Annotated in this window: 14 protein-coding genes; all 14 read right to left on the minus strand. The window is 55.6% G+C overall.

Annotated elements, in window-relative coordinates:
- Positions 1–61: 61 nt before the first annotated feature.
- The 14 genes from secM to ftsI all read right to left on the minus strand — a co-directional run bounded on the left by secM (position 62) and on the right by ftsI (position 16,965).
- Positions 62–559 carry a secA translation cis-regulator SecM gene (gene secM, locus ACLJRE_RS10430; RefSeq protein WP_000014336.1) on the minus strand — a complete coding sequence of 166 codons (498 nt, stop codon included), beginning with the start codon at positions 557–559 and terminating at the stop codon, positions 62–64.
- Positions 560–837: 278 nt separating this feature from the next.
- Positions 838–1,755: a UDP-3-O-acyl-N-acetylglucosamine deacetylase gene (gene lpxC, locus ACLJRE_RS10435; protein WP_000595487.1), complete on the minus strand. Its 918-nt coding sequence runs from the start codon at positions 1,753–1,755 to the stop codon at positions 838–840.
- A 100-nt stretch (positions 1,756–1,855) separates the two neighbouring features.
- Complete coding sequence (gene ftsZ / locus ACLJRE_RS10440; protein WP_000462785.1) at positions 1,856–3,007, minus strand: cell division protein FtsZ; 1,152 nt, start codon at positions 3,005–3,007, stop codon at positions 1,856–1,858.
- Between the two features lie 61 nt (positions 3,008–3,068).
- Positions 3,069–4,331: a cell division protein FtsA gene (ftsA, locus tag ACLJRE_RS10445; RefSeq protein ID WP_000588463.1), complete on the minus strand. Its 1,263-nt coding sequence runs from the start codon at positions 4,329–4,331 to the stop codon at positions 3,069–3,071.
- On the minus strand, positions 4,328–5,158 hold the full coding sequence (ftsQ, locus tag ACLJRE_RS10450; RefSeq protein ID WP_000075728.1) for a cell division protein FtsQ: 831 nt from the start codon (positions 5,156–5,158) through the stop codon (positions 4,328–4,330). The genes ftsA and ftsQ overlap by 4 nt, the downstream gene beginning before the upstream one ends.
- Before the next feature lies 1 nt (position 5,159).
- Positions 5,160–6,080, minus strand: a complete 921-nt coding sequence (locus tag ACLJRE_RS10455) for a D-alanine--D-alanine ligase (RefSeq protein ID WP_000763904.1) — start codon at positions 6,078–6,080, stop codon at positions 5,160–5,162.
- Entirely contained in the window at positions 6,073–7,548 is a 1,476-nt protein-coding gene (murC, locus tag ACLJRE_RS10460) for a UDP-N-acetylmuramate--L-alanine ligase (protein ID WP_001096070.1), read from the minus strand. Before murC ends, ACLJRE_RS10455 begins: the two co-directional genes overlap by 8 nt.
- A 118-nt stretch (positions 7,549–7,666) precedes the next feature.
- Positions 7,667–8,734 carry an undecaprenyldiphospho-muramoylpentapeptide beta-N-acetylglucosaminyltransferase gene (gene murG, locus ACLJRE_RS10465; RefSeq protein ID WP_000016613.1) on the minus strand — a complete coding sequence of 356 codons (1,068 nt, stop codon included), beginning with the start codon at positions 8,732–8,734 and terminating at the stop codon, positions 7,667–7,669.
- Positions 8,731–9,975, minus strand: a complete 1,245-nt coding sequence (gene ftsW, locus ACLJRE_RS10470; RefSeq protein WP_001239803.1) for a cell division protein FtsW — start codon at positions 9,973–9,975, stop codon at positions 8,731–8,733. Before ftsW ends, murG begins: the two co-directional genes overlap by 4 nt.
- Complete coding sequence (murD, locus tag ACLJRE_RS10475; RefSeq protein WP_000796438.1) at positions 9,975–11,291, minus strand: UDP-N-acetylmuramoyl-L-alanine--D-glutamate ligase; 1,317 nt, start codon at positions 11,289–11,291, stop codon at positions 9,975–9,977. The genes ftsW and murD overlap by 1 nt, the downstream gene beginning before the upstream one ends.
- Before the next feature lie 2 nt (positions 11,292–11,293).
- Positions 11,294–12,376, minus strand: coding sequence for a phospho-N-acetylmuramoyl-pentapeptide-transferase (mraY, locus tag ACLJRE_RS10480; RefSeq protein ID WP_000964138.1), 1,083 nt, complete (start codon positions 12,374–12,376; stop codon positions 11,294–11,296).
- Positions 12,370–13,728: a UDP-N-acetylmuramoyl-tripeptide--D-alanyl-D-alanine ligase gene (gene murF / locus ACLJRE_RS10485; protein WP_000626639.1), complete on the minus strand. Its 1,359-nt coding sequence runs from the start codon at positions 13,726–13,728 to the stop codon at positions 12,370–12,372. Before murF ends, mraY begins: the two co-directional genes overlap by 7 nt.
- Entirely contained in the window at positions 13,725–15,212 is a 1,488-nt protein-coding gene (gene murE / locus ACLJRE_RS10490; protein ID WP_000775071.1) for a UDP-N-acetylmuramoyl-L-alanyl-D-glutamate--2,6-diaminopimelate ligase, read from the minus strand. The genes murF and murE overlap by 4 nt, the downstream gene beginning before the upstream one ends.
- A complete protein-coding gene (gene ftsI, locus ACLJRE_RS10495; RefSeq protein ID WP_000642236.1) occupies positions 15,199–16,965 on the minus strand; it encodes a peptidoglycan glycosyltransferase FtsI in 1,767 nt (588 codons plus the stop codon). The genes murE and ftsI overlap by 14 nt, the downstream gene beginning before the upstream one ends.
- Positions 16,966–16,968 lie beyond the last annotated feature (3 nt).

Below are 16,968 nucleotides of genomic sequence, written 5' to 3' on the forward strand. Positions count from 1 at the left end.
AATAAAGTCTCAAATGCCCCGCGCCGCGGAGCTACAAATAAAGTAAAAGGGTCTTTTTTCGTTAGCTGAGACGTTGCGGACCGGCGCGGATACCCTGCGCCTGACTTATCCAGGCCGGGATGCTAAATGCGGTTTGTGGCGCAAAATAAGCCAGGGAGAGGCGGCGAACAATCGCCGGCGGCGTGCCCTCCTGCGTGAGCATCGCGCTGAGCGTATTCAGTAAGGCGATATGATGCGCCTGTAATGGCGAAGGCGCATCGGCAACGGGCAGCGTTTGCGGCGCCATTGCAAAAGAAAGGTGGCGAATCACCGTGCGAATAGCGTGCTGATGCCAGTAATCTACGGTGAAATTGGGACGACGGTTAGAGGCTTCTAACAGCGCAAGATGGCTAAAGTTAACTTTAGACGCGGTGCTGGCGGTCGTCCTTGCAGGCGTATTGGTTTCGGCGGCGTTACTGAGCGCGGGCAAACCAAAACTCGCCGCGACCATCCCTAATAAGAGATGCGGCCAGAAGTATCGTCTGCCTAACTGTCGCCAGCGCGTCAGTATTCCACTCACGTCATTGCCACCTGATATGCCCCTCATGGGCTTACGGAATCAAAACAATTTGCGCACAAATCTTATCATTAAAGCGTACGCGCTACAGCAGTAATGACGAGAAGCTAAGGTGAAAATCGGCTAAGAAAACAGCGAACGCGCCGTGTTTCCATTTAACCCTGTCAAAATGGCTGTATTAAGGAAAGCGCAGATAAAGAATAGTAAAAAAAACGACTGGCTCGCCTGGCCGGAGAGAGTGCCAGGTTAACCAGTCGAATTTTATACGACAGCGTATGTCGTTATGCCAGTACCGTCGAAGGCGCTTTGAAAGCCAACGGCAGTTCTGCGTCGTCCTGGAAGGTCACAAATTCCCAGGCTTCCTGTTTTGCCAGGACTGCCTGTAACAATTTGTTATTCAATGCGTGACCGGATTTATACGCGGTAAACGCACCAATAATATTGTGACCACACATGAACAAGTCACCGATCGCGTCGAGCATTTTGTGACGAACGAATTCATCTTCAAAACGCAGGCCGTCTTCGTTCAATACGCGATAATCGTCAACAACGATGGCACAATCGAAGCTGCCGCCCAGGCACAGGCCGCGGGACTGCAGATATTCGATATCACGCATAAAACCGAAGGTACGCGCACGGCTGATCTGGCGCATGAACGCATCCGCAGAGAAGTTCATCGCGTAGCGCTGGCTGCTGGAATCGATCGCCGGATGGTTAAAGTCGATAGTGAAATCCAACGTAAAACCATTGTACGGTCTGAATTCAGCCCATTTATCGCCATCTTCAACCCGAACAGTCTCTTTGATGCGTACGAATTTTTTGGCGCAGTTCAGTTCATCAATACCGGCATCAAGCAGCAGGTAGACAAACGGAGCGGCACTGCCATCCATGATCGGGATTTCCGGGGCATTAACCTCAATAACGATGTTATCGATACCTAAGCCCGCCAGAGCAGCGTTCAGGTGCTCAACGGTTGAAATCCGTACATCATGCTCATTCACCAGACACGTACAGAGCATGGTATCACGCACAGATTTGGCATCGGCCGGGAAATCTACCGGTGGATTCAAGTCGGTGCGACGATAGATGACCCCGGTATTGGCCGGCGCAGGGCGTAATGTCAGGGTGACTTTTTTGCCGGTGTGTAAACCGACGCCAGTCGCCTGAACGATACGTTTAAGTGTCCTTTGTTTGATCATCGTATAATCTCGCCAAATTACCTATCCAACCGAAGTGTACTATACATTCGGCGGGCCAGTTTAGCACAAAGAGCCCAGAATCCCAAATTCCAGCTAATTCTTAATCAGCTTGCTTACGCAGGAATGCGGGGATATCCAGATAATCCGGCTCTTTCGCCGCCTGTGGCGTATTGTCGTTAACCACTTTCGCGACCGTTTTTTGCTCCTGCGTCAGCGGCGCCATACCGTGCTGCTGATAACGATCCAACACCGGCTGCTGCACCTGTTTATTGGTGACCAGAGTGATTTCCGGACGTTTGTCCATACCAATACCGGTCGCCACTACCGTCACGCGCAGTTCATCATTCATATCCGGGTCCAGAGAGGTACCGATAACCACGGTGGCGTTATCCGACGCAAACGCGCGAATGGTGTTACCGACGGTTTCAAACTCGTCCAGACGCAGGTCGAAGCCCGCCGTAATGTTGACCAACACGCCGCGCGCGCCGGACAAGTCGATATCTTCCAGCAGCGGAGAGGAAATAGCCATTTCAGCCGCTTCTTCCGCACGGTCTTCACCGCTCGCCACGCCGGAGCCCATCATTGCGTAGCCCATTTCAGACATCACGGTACGCACGTCAGCAAAATCGACGTTCATCAGGCCCGGGCGGGTGATCAGCTCTGCGATACCCTGAACCGCGCCTTTCAGCACGTCGTTAGCCGCGCCGAACGCGTCGAGTAGGGAGATACCACGGCCCAGCACTTTCAGCAGCTTGTCGTTCGGGATGGTGATCAACGAGTCCACATGCTTGGACAGCTCGGTGATACCCTGCTCCGCAAATGCCATGCGCTTTTTGCCTTCAAAATTGAAAGGCTTAGTCACCACGGCAACGGTCAGAATACCTAAATCTTTTGCCACTTCAGCAACCACTGGCGCCGCGCCGGTTCCGGTACCGCCGCCCATGCCTGCCGCGATAAATACCATGTCTGCGCCTTCAAGCGCCGCACGCAGCGCTTCACGGTCTTCGTCCGCCGCGTTACGACCGACTTCCGGGTTAGCGCCGGCGCCCAGACCTTTGGTAATGCCGCTACCAATTTGAATGGTCTGGCCAACCGCCGTTTTACGCAACGCCTGAGCGTCGGTATTCACCGCGAAGAATTCAACACCTTCGATGCGCTCGCGCACCATGTGTTCAACAGCGTTACCGCCGCCACCACCGACGCCGATGACTTTAATCACCGCGTCGTTGGTTAGTTCCATAGGTTCAAACATAATCTCTCTCCGTCATGTGCCTGTCGCCTGAGGCCGTAATATCTGGCGGCCTCATAAAAAATTAAAACTCTTTTCGCAGCCAGCTATTAAGTCGCTTGATCCACGAGCCAACTGATGCCGTAACACGTTTTTCCACTTCTGCTTCACCGTTTAAGTGGGACTCTTTCCCGTAGTGAAGCAATCCCACCGCCGTTGAGTAATACGGCTCCTGGGCATAATCCGTCAGACCGGTGATATTCAGCGGCGCGCCGATACGCACCTGCGTATGAAACACGCGCTGAGCGCAAGCAGCAAGCCCTTCGATTTGCGCCGCTCCGCCGGTTAACACAATCCCCGCCGCCAGGTGATGTTTTACCCCTTGTTGGCGAAGCTGTTCCTGTAATTGCAATATCTCTTCGTTGACCAGATTGAGCAGCTCGGTGTAACGCGGCTCAATCACTTCCGCCAGCGTCTGACGTTGCAGGCTGCGCGGCGGGCGCCCGCCTACGCTCGGTACTTCAACGCTCTCGTCTTTACCGACGATGGAACCCAGCGCGCAACCGTGGCGGACTTTAATGGCTTCAGCATCGCTCGGCGGCGTACCAAAGGCATAAGCGATATCGCTGGTCACCACGTTCCCCGCGTAAGGGATCACTTTGGTATGACGCAGCGCGCCGCCAGTATAAACGGCGATATCCATTGTACCACCGCCGATATCCACGACACAGACGCCCAGTTCACGTTCATCTTCCGTTAACACGGAATAACTGGCCGCCAGTCCGGCAAATATCAGTTGGTCAACTTTCAGACCACAACGTTCAACAGCTTTGACAATGTTTTTTGCCATATCGTTGTGGCAGGTAATCAAATGTACTTTCGCCTGCATACGCACGCCGGAAAGACCGACCGGATTTTTAATGCCTTCCTGGTAGTCAATGGCGTACTCCTGAGGAATCACATGCAGCACGCGATGTTCATCGCGCACGCGCACTGACTTCGCAGTATGCACGACGTTTTCCACATCTTCCTGCGTCACTTCCTCTTCGGAAATGGGCACCATACCAATTTCATTCTGACAGCTAATATGTTTGCCGGAAAGCGCCAGATATACCGAGGAGATCTGGCAATCAGCCATCAATTCCGCCTGGTCAATGGCGCGCTGAACGCATTTCACCACTGACTCAAGGTCATTCACCCCGCCTTTATCCATACCCCGCGATGGGCAACTGCCCACGCCAATGATATTGACCATACCGTCGGGCAGAACTTCCCCTACTAAAGCGGCAACCTTCGCGGTGCCAATCTCCAGTCCTACTACCAGTTTTCTGTCCGTCGCCTTGATCATTGTTGTTCTGCCTGTGCCTGATTCTGTTGCTGATTAGATTCCTCAGGGGGGAGCGGCGCCCAGCCAACTGCCGCACCTGAGTCATAACGCAAATCAACGTAGCTAATCCGTTTGCCATCGGTTTGCGCCTGCTGCTGTAAAACCGGATAGAGTTCTACAAAGCGAGCCAACCTTTTCATCGTATCGCCCCTGCCGAGATTGAGCTTAATGCCGTTATTAAGCGTCAATTGCCAGGAGCGACGTGCGGTCATCGCCGCTTCCTTTAGAGTGAATTTATCCTTAGCCAGCACCTGCCCCATCTCGCGGTATCCCTGCAACACTTCACTCGCGCTGCCTTCCGGGCCATACAACATGGGTAAAACCTGTTTGCCGATGCGGTCTGACGGCACGCTGAAGGTGTTCCCTTCAGCATCGACCATATGTTGATCATTCCAACGCGCAATCGGCACATATTCAACCAGATGAATCTTCAATTCATCAGGCCACTGTTTTCTGACGCTGGCCTGTTTAATCCACGGCAAACGCTCAATCTGGCTCTGGATAATGTTCACATCCTGCGTCATGAAGGTTCCCGGCGCGCCCAGAGCCAGTATCGCCTGACGGATATCATCGTTACGCGTGTAGTGACGCTCGCCGGTTAATACCAGCTTTGATAACGGTAAACGCTGCGCATCTTCCATCCACCCTAACACGACCCACCCGCTAACAAACACGGTGCACAGTACCGTCAGCAGGAATAAAATTCCTGCAAGACGCGTTCCATTATTGCGGCGTGAAGAAGGCGTCTCTTCATCACTGTTTCGCGTGTTCAGCGCAGCCTGCGACATATCAGTCCGCCAACTCCAGAATTCGTACCACTAACTGCGAGAAGCTCATTCCCGCCTGACGCGCCGCCATCGGCACCAGACTATGGCTGGTCATCCCCGGAGATGTATTGGCTTCCAGCAGATAAAACTGACCATCGCTGTCCAGCATGACGTCAATACGCCCCCATCCCGTGCAGCCTAAAGCTTTCCATGCCTGCAGGACGAGAGACTGTAGCGCGGCTTCCTGGGACGCTTCTAAACCAGCAGGGCAGAAATACTGAGTCTCATCAGAGAGATACTTCGCCTCATAATCATAGAAGGTTCCTGCCGGTTGGATACGAATTGACGGTAAAATTTCTTCGCCAACTATCGCCACCGTAAATTCCGGACCGCACAGCCATTTCTCAATCAGTATTTCGTCATCATGCTGAAAAGCCAATGATAACGCACCCTGTAAAGCATTTTCTTCTACTACTTTCGTCATACCGACGCTGGAGCCTTCACGGCTGGGTTTGACGATCAGCGGTAAACCCAGCGCCGAAATTCGCGCTTTTTGTTCTTCGCTAAGGCCTTTTTCAAACTCAGCGCGCGTCAGCGCGACCCACGGCGCAACCGGTAAGCCCGCGCCCTGCCACAGCAATTTACTGCGCAGTTTATCCATTGAAAGCGCCGAGGCCATCACGCCGCTACCGGTATAAGGCAGGCCGAGCAGCTCAAGCATTCCCTGTAAGGTGCCATCTTCACCGCCGCGGCCATGCAACGCAATAAAGGCCTTCTGAAAGCCCATTGCTTTAAGCTGCGCGACATCGACCTCTTGCGGATCGACGGGATGCGCATTAATGCCGCCTTCACGTAACCCGGCCAACACTGCCGCGCCGGAATTTAACGAAACGTCCCGCTCCGCAGAGGTTCCGCCCAACAGGACCGCGATTTTATCAGCCATGTTGCTCTTCCTCCTGGATTTGCGGCTTCAGCTTGATTTCAGATAAGTAACGCGCAATTTTGCCAACATTTCCTGCGCCTTGCACTAATATCAAGTCGTTACCCGTCAGCACCGGCGCTAACATTGTCGCAACCTGAGCCGGATCGGAAACCAGAATTGGGTCAATTTTTCCCCGATTACGAATCGTGCGACATAAAGAGCGGCTATCCGCGCCCGGAATCGGCGCTTCGCCCGCCGGGTAAACGTCCAGCATCAGCAGCGCATCAACCTGGGTCAGCACATTGGCGAAATCGTCATACAGATCGCGCGTGCGCGTGTAACGGTGCGGCTGAAACAGCATCACCAGGTTTTTATCCGGCCACCCTGCTCGCGCAGCTTTAATGGTGGCGTCTACTTCGGTCGGATGATGGCCATAGTCATCCACCAGCATCGCCGTCCCGGCTTTACCATTCACCGGCTCAAGCGGGAACTCGCCGAGGAAGTCAAAACGACGCCCGGTCCCCTGGAAGCTTTCCAGCGCGCGCAGGATAGCGTCATCGGCGATGCCTTCTTCGGTCGCTACCGCCACTGCCGCAGCGGCATTCAGGGCATTGTGGCGACCCGGCGCATTCAATGTGACATGCAGATCCGGCATTCCCTGGCGCAACAGCGTAAAGTGCCCCTGCGGCCCTATCTGCTGATAATCTTCTACGCGGACGTCAGCATCCTCGCTAAAGCCATACGTCGTGGTCTGACGCCCCACCCGCGGCAGCAGCTCGCGGATGACCGGATCGTCGACGCACATTACCGCGCGACCGTAGAACGGCAGGTTATGCAGGAAGTTAATAAACGTCTGCTTTAAATTTTCAAAGTCGCCATGATAGGTATCCATATGGTCGGCTTCGATGTTGGTGACGATCGCGACCATCGGCTGCAAATGCAGGAAGGATGCGTCGCTCTCATCTGCCTCGGCAATCAGGTAACGACTATGGCCCAGACGCGCATGAACGCCTGCGGCTTTCACCAGTCCGCCATTCACGAAAGTCGGGTCCAGCCCCGCTTCGGCATAAATACTGGACACCATCGCGGTCGTTGTGGTTTTTCCGTGCGTCCCGGCAATGGCGATGCCGTGGCGAAAACGCATCAGTTCCGCCAGCATTTCCGCACGGCGAATAACCGGAATACGCGCTTCATGCGCCGCGACAATTTCCGGGTTATCCGCGGAAATTGCGCTGGAAACGACGACCACGCTGGCATCACGCACATTTTCCGGACGATGATTAAAGAAAATCGTCGCCCCCAGGCTCGTCAACTGCTGGGTCACCGGATTCGGCGCTAAATCGGAACCACTGATCTGATACCCTTCATTGGCCAGAACTTCGGCAATACCGCCCATACCAGCACCACCGATGCCGACAAAGTGAATGTGCCGAACGCGACGCATTTCGGGCACGATGGAACGCAGTTTTGCCAGTTGTTGTGTATTCATTCTTTACGCCATTAACTCCAATACCCGCCATACTTCAAATTGCAGATGCGTTGGCTTGCCTGCAACCCAAATTATTGAGGGTAGAAAAACCCTGCGATGCAAAAGGCACCGCCACAAATTATGTCCGGGCAACCCGGCTGACTTCACTGGCGACGCGTTCGGTAGCATCCGGAATGGATACCGCGCGGGCACGCTCCGCCATGGTTAACAACGCCTCGCGCGACCACCCCGCCAGGGTGTCGGCGACAGCCTCTACAGTAAACTGCGGCTGCTCAAAAATCTTAGCTGCGCCGGCGTTTTCTAACGGCAGCGCATTCCAGTACTGCTGCCTGTCTTTATGCTGAAACGGCACGAATATCGCCGGTAATCCGGCGGCGGCGATCTCGCTCACCGTTAAAGCGCCGGAACGACATACCACCACATCCGCCCACGCATAGGCGGCGGCCATGTCATCGATAAATTCCGTTACCTTATGTTGCGGTTGTCCCGCCCCGGCATATGCCTGCTCTACCGTGAGCTGCGCGCCTTTTCCGCTTTGATGCCAGATTGTAACCGTATCGCCCAGTCTGGCGGCAACCTGCGGCATCGTCTGGTTCAGGACTCGCGCCCCCTGAGAACCGCCGACCACCAACACGCGAATCGGACCGTCACGACCGGCCAGACGCACCTGCGGCAACGGCAACGCCAGTACGTCGGTACGCACCGGGTTACCCACCACTTCCGCGTTCGGGAACGCACCGGGAAACGCCTGCATCACCGTGGTCGCGATTTTGGCCAGCCACTGATTGGTTAGTCCGGCGATACCGTTTTGCTCATGCAAAACGACCGGAATACCCAATGACCAGGCAGCAAGACCGCCGGGGCCGGAAACATAACCGCCCATTCCCAGTACGACATCCGGCTTAAACCGCTTCATGATCGCCCTCGCCTGCCGCCAGGCGTTAAAAATCCGCAGCGGCGCCGCCAGAAGCGCTTTTACGCCTTTACCGCGCAGACCGGAGATCCGAATAAAGTCAATGTCGATGCCATGCTTCGGCACTAAATCCGCTTCCATACGATCGGCGGTACCCAGCCAGCGAACCTGCCAGCCCTGGGCCATTAAATGATGCGCAACGGCCAGTCCCGGGAACACGTGCCCGCCGGTACCGCCCGCCATCACCATTAACCGCTTCGGTTGACCACTCATCGAGAACCTCGTGTAAACGCCTGCGCTTTTTCCAGACGCGTTTCATAATCAATACGTAATAAAAACATAATGGCCGTCGACATAATCAACAGACTCGACCCGCCATAACTGATCAGCGGCAACGTAAGACCTTTGGTCGGCAGCATCCCCGCGGCCGCGCCAACGTTTACCAGCGCCTGGAAACTAAACCAGATACCGATAGAACACGCTAAAAATCCGGAAAAACGGTGGTCAATCTCCAATGCCTTACGGCCAATCGACATCGCGCGAAAAGCGACGAAGAATACCATTAAAAGCGCCAATACCACACCGATATAACCCAGTTCTTCCCCAATAATGGCGAAGATGAAATCGGTGTGCGCCTCCGGCAAATACTCCAGTTTCTGCACCGAATTCCCCAGCCCTTGCCCCCATATCTCACCGCGACCAAAAGCCATCAGCGACTGCGTCAGCTGATAACCGCTGCCGAACGGATCTTCCCAGGGATTCCAGAACGAGGTAACGCGGCGAATACGATACGGTTCGGCGAGGATTAACAGAATCACCGCCGAGATGCCCATCCCGATAATGGCGATGAACTGCCATAATTTCGCCCCGGCGAGAAACAGCATCGCCAGCGTGGTGACAAACAGTACGACCACCGTCCCGAGGTCAGGTTGCGCCAGCAGTAACACCGCCAGCACCAGAATCACGCCCATTGGTTTTAAAAAGCCGCGCAGGTTATTTCGCACCTCATCAACCTTACGCACCAGATAGTTCGCGAGGTAGCAGAACAGCGACAGCTTGGTAAACTCCGCAGGCTGAATACGCAGCGGCCCCAGCGCAATCCAGCGCGACGCCCCGTTAACCGAGCTCCCGACGACCAGCACGATAAGCAGCATAATGATCGACGCTATCAGCATCGTCGTGCTGTATTTTTGCCAGAAGGTCATGGGCAAACGTAGCGTGACCATCGCCAGACAAAATGCCAGGAAGATATAGAGCGCATCACGTTTGGCAAACAAAAACGGATCGTTCGCCAGGCGCTGCCCGACTGGCATGGAGGCCGACGTCACCATGACAAAACCAATCGCCGCCAGCCCGAAGGTCAGCCATAGCAGCGTACGGTCATACATGATCAGACTGTCGGCGTCTTTATCGCGCGAAGCCATCACCCAGCCTTTAAGCGCCGCAAACAGCCAGGCCAGGAGGCCAAAGCCTGGTACGCGCGGCATTCTCAGACGGGGGAGAGATAAACGCATCAACCTAACTCCTTCGCCAGACGGGTAAAGACATCGCCCCGTTGCTCAAAATTTTTAAACTGATCGAGGCTGGCGCAGGCGGGCGACAGCAGCACCATATCACCCGGCTGAACGCGCGGCGCCAGCAAACGCATCGCCTCTTCCATCGTCTCAGTCTGTTGGGCGATTTCCGGACGCAGCGCGGCAAGCTGCGCGCCATCGCGCCCAAAGCAATACAGGCGGATACGATCGCCGGTCAGATAGCGCGCCAGCGGAGAAAAGTCTGCCGACTTACCGTCGCCGCCCAGCAGCAGATGCAGCGTACCGTCCACATGCAAACCGTTTAGCGCCGCTTCGGTACTGCCGACGTTGGTCGCTTTCGAGTCGTTGATCCAACGTACGCCGTTATGCTCCAACGCCAGCTGGAAGCGATGCGCCAGACCGGTAAATGTCGTCAACGCCTTCAAACTGCTGGCGCGCGGCAGACCTACGGCATCCGCCAGCGCCAGCGCCGCTAACGCATTGGTATAGTTATGCTGACCGGAAAGCTTCATCTCTTTCACGTTCAGCACCTTCTCGCCTTTGACTCGCAGCCAGGTTTCGCCCTGCTGACGATTAAGGTGATAATCACCCATATTGACGCCAAAGCTGACGCATCGTTCATCGGCCCCGCGAACCGGCATCGTCAACGCGTCATCGGCATTCACTACGCACACTTTCGCCTTCTCGTAGACGCGCAGTTTCGCCGCCCGGTACTGTTGCAAACCAAACGGATACCGGTCCATATGATCTTCAGTGACGTTGAGCACCGTTGCCGCCGCCGCTTGCAAACTTGACGTGGTTTCCAGTTGGAAACTGGATAATTCCAGCACGTACAATTCGCGATCGGCATCCAGCAGCATCAGCGCCGGAAGACCGATATTGCCGCCAACACCGACATTGACGCCCGCCGCCTTCGCCATCTCGCCCACTAAGGTGGTCACGGTGCTTTTGCCGTTTGAGCCGGTGATAGCCACAATCGGCGCCTGCGCTTCGCGGCAAAACAGTTCGATATCGCCGACAATTTCCACTCCAGCGCTGGCGGCAGCGCTAAGAGAGGGATGCGCCAGAGCAATACCAGGGCTGGCGACGATTAAATCCGCCGCTAAGAGCCACTCGTCGTTCAGGCCGCCAACGTGACGCTCAACATCTTGCGGCAGCTTATCCAGACCCGGCGGCGTCACGCGAGTATCCATCACCCGCGGCGTCACGCCGCGGGCGAGAAAAAAGTCCACGCAAGAGAGTCCGGTTAAGCCCAGACCGATAATGACGACGTTTTTGTCCTGGTAATCAGCCATGATTAACGTACCTTCAGCGTTGCCAGGCCAATCAGCACCAGCATCAGCGAAATAATCCAGAAGCGCACAATCACGCGCGGTTCCGGCCAGCCTTTCAGTTCATAGTGGTGATGGATAGGCGCCATACGGAAAATACGCTGTCCGCGTAGTTTAAAGGAACCCACCTGCAGGATGACCGACAGAGTTTCCACCACAAAGACGCCGCCCATGATCACCAGCAGAAATTCCTGACGCAGCAGCACGGCGATAATGCCCAACGCGCCGCCCAACGCCAGCGATCCGACATCGCCCATAAAAACCTGCGCCGGATAAGTGTTAAACCACAAGAATCCTAATCCCGCGCCGACAATCGCCGTACAGACAATCACCAGCTCCCCCGCATGGCGTAAATACGGAATATGCAGGTAATTGGCGAAGTTCATGTTCCCGGTCGCCCAGGCCACCAGCGCAAAGCCGGCGGCAACGAAAACAGTCGGCATAATCGCCAGACCATCAAGCCCGTCGGTCAGGTTTACGGCGTTACCCGTACCGACGATGACAAAGTAGGACAGCAAAATGTAAAACAGCCCCAATTGCGGCATAACATCTTTAAAGAACGGCACCACCAGTTGGGTCGCGGGCGTGTCTTTCCCGACGAGATAAAGCGCAAAGGCCACGCCGAGCGCGATAACCGACATCCAGAAATATTTCCAGCGCGCAATCAGCCCTTTGGTATCTTTCCGCACCACTTTGCGGTAGTCATCGACAAAACCGATAATGCCGTAGCCAATCAATACCACCAGCACGCACCAGACGTACGGGTTAGACGGGTAAGCCCATAACAGAACGGAAATCACAATCGCCGTCAGGATCATGATGCCGCCCATCGTCGGCGTACCGCGTTTACTGAAGTGCGATTCCGGGCCATCGTTACGTACCACCTGGCCAAAAGAGAGTTTTTGCAGACGAGCGATCATACGCGGGCCCATCCATAAAGAGATGAACAGCGCGGTCAACAGGCTGACGATGGCGCGAAACGTCAGATAAGAAAAGACGTTAAAGCCGGAATAATATTTGACCAAATGCTCGGCCAGCCAAACTAACATGAACCTTTCTCCTGTAACGCATGAACCACATCTTCCATCGCGGCGCTGCGTGATCCTTTCACTAAAATAGTCATCATTGGTTGCTCCTGAAGCAGAGCGTGTAAACGCGCAATGAGCGCGGCTTTATCGGCAAAATGTTCGCCGACGCCGCTGGCGTGGCTGATAGCCTGACTGAGTTTTCCGGTGCTTAACACGCGATCAATACCCGCCGCTTTTGCGGCCTCGCCAACCTGGATGTGGCACGCTTCGCTTTCTGCGCCCAGCTCGGCCATATCGCCTACCACCAACACGCGGTAGCCGGGCATTTCAGAAAGGACCTGCACTGCGGCGGTCATCGAACCGACGTTGGCGTTATAAGCGTCATCCAGTACCAGTTGGTTTTCACTTAGCTGAATCGGGAACAGACGCCCGGGTACAGCTTTTAACGCCGCCAGCCCTGCTTTAACCGCCGTCAGCGTCGCCCCCACCGCCATTGATAAAGCAGCGGCCGCCAGCGCGTTGGCAATATTGTGCCGCCCCGGCAACGGCAGCAGCACATCAATGCTGCCCATCGGCGTTTGCAGGGTAAATTCGGTACCGTGTGACGTCACGTGGATATTCGCAGCGGTAAAGTCGCTGTTTGCCGCATTCGGCGAAAAGCGCCACACCTGACGATCGCCAATAATGCTTTGCCAGTTCAGCCAGTCATTATTATCGGCATTCATAATCGCGATACCGTTCTCAGGCAAACCGGTATAGATTTCGCCTTTCGCTTTCGCCACGCCGGCCAGCGAGCCGAAACCTTCCAGATGCGCCGCCGCCAGGTTATTGACCAGCGCCGCTTCCGGGCGCGTCAGGCTAACGGTCCAGGCGATTTCTCCCTGGTGATTAGCGCCTAACTCGATCACCGCATAGTCATAATCATGGTTTAAGCGCAGCAGCGTTATCGGCACGCCGATGTCGTTGTTAAAATTGCCTGCGGTATACAAAGTATTTCCGCACTGGCTAAGAATCGCGGCGGTCATCTCTTTGACCGAGGTTTTGCCGGACGAACCGGTTAACGCAACCACCCGCGCCGGTACCTGCATACGTACCCAGGCGGCCAGTTGGCCAAATGCCTGACGCGTGTCTTTTACAATCACCTGCGGAAGATCGATATCCAGAGGACGACTGACCAGCAGGGCGCCAGCGCCGTTCGCTTTTGCTTTATCAGCAAAATCATGCGCATCAAAGCGTTCCCCTTTCAGCGCCACGAACAGGCATCCCGGCGTCACTTTCCGTGTGTCGGTAATGACCGTATCGAGCGTGAGATCCGCCCCGCGGTGTTCGGCGCCAAGGACATCGGCAATTTTGCTGAGCGTTACGCTAATCATGCGATCACCCCCAGCAAACGCGCTGCGGTCACGCGGTCTGAATAATCAAGACGCTGCGTGCCGACAATCTGGTAATCCTCGTGCCCTTTACCTGCAATCAGCACGACGTCATTGTCTTTTGCCTGCATAATGGCATTGGTTACCGCCTCAGCGCGGCCTTCCATTACCCTGACCTGCCCGGCGTCCAGCATTCCGGCCAGAATATCGTTGATAATGGCGCGCGGCTCCTCGGTACGCGGGTTATCGTCAGTCACCACGACGATATCCGCGAATTCTTCGGCAATGGCCCCCATGAGTGGGCGCTTACCTTTGTCACGATCCCCGCCACAGCCAAAGACGCACCACAATTTTCCGGCGCAGTGCAGGCGCGCCGCCTGCAACGCTTTTTCCAGCGCATCCGGCGTGTGCGCGTAATCCACCACCACCGTCGGTTTGCCTGGCGCAGTGAACACTTCCATACGCCCGCAAACCGGCTGCAAACGCGCGGCGGTTTTCAGCAAATCCGTTAACGGATAGCCCAGCGCCAGCAGCGTCGCCAATGCCAGCAGTAAGTTGCTGACGTTAAACGCGCCCATCAGGCGGCTTTCGATTTCGCCGTCACCCCAGCTTGAAGCAAAACGAATCGTCGCTCCGCGGTCGTGGTACTCCACCGCCTCCGCTTTCAGCCAACGACCGTGACAGTTAGGGTTGATATGCCCTTCCATTGATACCGCGACCGCATCGGGTAGCGACGCCAGCCAGCGGCGTCCAACTTCATCATCGGCGTTGACGATTGCCTGACCGTGATGGTGGGTGGAATAAAGCATCCATTTTGCCGCCTCGTAATGCGCCATATCGCCATGATAGTCGAGATGGTCGCGGCTCAAATTAGTAAACACGGAGGCGGCAAATTTCAGCGCCGCCACGCGATGCTGCACCAGGCCGTGAGAAGAGACTTCCATCGCGCCGAAGGTCGCGCCCTGCGCAACCAGGCTGGCCAGCACATGCTGAACATCCACAGCGGAACCGGTTGTGTTCTCCGTCGGGATCACTTTACCCAACAGTCCGTTACCTACCGTCCCCATCACTGCGCTGGTTTCGCCGAGCAACTGGCTCCACTGCGCCAGTAGTTGGGTGGTGGTGGTCTTGCCATTGGTCCCGGTCACCGCCACCAGACGCATGTTTTCAGATGGCTCATGGTAAAAGCGGCCCGCCAGCGCAGATAAACGCTCATTGAGCTGGCTGAGATAGACGACCGGTACGCCGTGCATTTCGCGAATCTCACCGTCGCTCGCCTCGTCTTTCGCCTCTGCAATAATGGCAGCTACGCCTTGCGCTATCGCCTGCGGGATATATCGACGCCCGTCCGCCTGATGACCCACCACTGCCACAAAGAGATCGCCCGCCGCAGCCACACGGCTGTCGAGCGTCATCTCTCGCAGTTCTCGCGCGGGTAGTCCAGCCACCCACGGAGCAAGAAGGTCGCGCAAATTACGATCTGCCACCTGTTCCCTCGCCTTGATTAATTACGAATTCATTTTTTTCGCCCGTTGTCAGCGCGTCCGGTTCGATGTTCATGGTGCGCAGAACGCCGCCCATGATGGCACCAAATACCGGCGCGGAAACGGCGCCGCCGTAGTATTTACCCGCCTGCGGATCGTTGATGACAACCACCAGCGCGAAGCGCGGCTGACTCGCAGGCGCGACGCCTGCGGTGTAAGCAATGTATTTGTTGATGTAGCGACCGTCCGGCCCCACTTTTTTCGCCGTACCGGTTTTGATAGCGATACGGTAGCCTTTAATTGCCGCCTTCACGCCGCCGCCGCCCGGCAGCGCCACACTTTCCATCATATGCACCACGGTGCGTACGGTGGATTCAGGGAAGATGCGTTCGCCGGGTACAGGCGGATCAACTTTGGTAATCGACAGCGGGCGATAAATGCCATAGCTGCCGATCGTTGCATAGACTCGCGCTAACTGTAACGGCGTTACCATTAGCCCGTAGCCGAAAGAGAAGGTGGCCCTCTCTATGTCGGACCACCGTTGTTTTTGAGGATATAAGCCACTGCGTTCTCCGACCAACCCCAAATTGGTCGCCTTTCCTAGCCCAAAACGTGAGTAAGTATCTACTAACGCTGAGGACGGCATCGCTAACGCCAGTTTGGATACGCCGACGTTACTCGACTTCTGCAGAACCCCGGTCAGGGTTAATTCGCTGTAGCGCGCCACGTCTTTAATTTCGTGGCCGTTAATTCGGTATGGAACGGTATTCAACACCGTATTTTCGTTGACGATACCGCGCTGAAGCGCAGTCATCACCACCATCGGCTTAACCGTAGAACCCGGTTCAAACACGTCGGTGATGGTACGGTTACGCATCGCGTCTTTCGGCGTACCGGCAAGGTTGTTGGGGTTATAGGAAGGGCTATTCGCCATCGCCAGTACTTCACCGGTATTGACATCGACCAGCACCGCGCTACCGGATTCCGCCTTGTTAAACGCCACCGCGTTGTTCAGTTCGCGGTAAACCAGCGCCTGTAAGCGTTCATCAATGCTTAACGCCAGGTTGTGCGCTGCCTGACTGTCAGTGGAGGAGATATCCTCAATCACGCGACCATAGCGGTCTTTACGCACGATTCGCTCGCCAGGCTGACCGGTAAGCCACTTATCAAAGCTCTTTTCAACGCCTTCAATCCCCTGACTGTCGACGTTGGTAAAACCGATGAGGTGAGCGGTTACTTCTCCTGACGGGTAGTAGCGGCGGGACTCTTCACGCAAATGAATGCCCGGTAGTTTGAGTTTTTTGATGTAGTCCGCCATGTCAGGATTTACCTGGCGCGCCAGATAAATAAAACGCCCTTTCGGGTTGGCGTTGATACGGGCAGAGAGCTGATCGAGCGGAATATTGAGCGCAGTAGAAAGCGCTTTCCAGCGATCGCCGACGCTGATGCCGCCGGCGTCATGAACTTCTTTCGGGTCGGCCCAGATCGCCTTAACCGGTACGCTGACCGCCAGTGGACGCCCGGAACGGTCGGTAATCATACCGCGTGAGGTGGAGACTTCCTGAACACGCAGCGAACGCATATCGCCCTGACGCACCAGCATATCCGGGGCGATAATCTGTAGCCACGCCGCGCGTCCAAGTAAAAAAACCAGCGCCAATAAAATACAGCCGCACAGCAACGCAAAACGCCAACTGATGAAGTTGGTCTGTTCTTCCTGGCGCTTCGATTTTTGCGTTTTTGCCGCTGCTTTCATGCG

This window comes from Salmonella sp. SAL04157 (assembly GCF_046551635.1).
Classification (GTDB): Bacteria; Pseudomonadota; Gammaproteobacteria; order Enterobacterales; family Enterobacteriaceae; genus Salmonella; species Salmonella enterica.

What these genes read in the sequence shown, in the direction of transcription:
- lpxC (WP_000595487.1), bottom strand. Translation starts at nt 1,755, where the DNA reads ATGATCAAACAAAGGACACTTAAACGTATCGTTCAGGCGACTGGCGTC.
- ftsZ (WP_000462785.1), bottom strand. Translation starts at nt 3,007, where the DNA reads ATGTTTGAACCTATGGAACTAACCAACGACGCGGTGATTAAAGTCATC.
- ftsA (WP_000588463.1), bottom strand. Translation starts at nt 4,331, where the DNA reads ATGATCAAGGCGACGGACAGAAAACTGGTAGTAGGACTGGAGATTGGC.
- ftsQ (WP_000075728.1), bottom strand. Translation starts at nt 5,158, where the DNA reads ATGTCGCAGGCTGCGCTGAACACGCGAAACAGTGATGAAGAGACGCCT.
- ACLJRE_RS10455 (WP_000763904.1), bottom strand. Translation starts at nt 6,080, where the DNA reads ATGGCTGATAAAATCGCGGTCCTGTTGGGCGGAACCTCTGCGGAGCGG.
- murC (WP_001096070.1), bottom strand. Translation starts at nt 7,548, where the DNA reads ATGAATACACAACAACTGGCAAAACTGCGTTCCATCGTGCCCGAAATG.
- murG (WP_000016613.1), bottom strand. Translation starts at nt 8,734, where the DNA reads ATGAGTGGTCAACCGAAGCGGTTAATGGTGATGGCGGGCGGTACCGGC.
- ftsW (WP_001239803.1), bottom strand. Translation starts at nt 9,975, where the DNA reads ATGCGTTTATCTCTCCCCCGTCTGAGAATGCCGCGCGTACCAGGCTTT.
- murD (WP_000796438.1), bottom strand. Translation starts at nt 11,291, where the DNA reads ATGGCTGATTACCAGGACAAAAACGTCGTCATTATCGGTCTGGGCTTA.
- mraY (WP_000964138.1), bottom strand. Translation starts at nt 12,376, where the DNA reads ATGTTAGTTTGGCTGGCCGAGCATTTGGTCAAATATTATTCCGGCTTT.
- murF (WP_000626639.1), bottom strand. Translation starts at nt 13,728, where the DNA reads ATGATTAGCGTAACGCTCAGCAAAATTGCCGATGTCCTTGGCGCCGAA.
- ftsI (WP_000642236.1), bottom strand. Translation starts at nt 16,965, where the DNA reads ATGAAAGCAGCGGCAAAAACGCAAAAATCGAAGCGCCAGGAAGAACAG.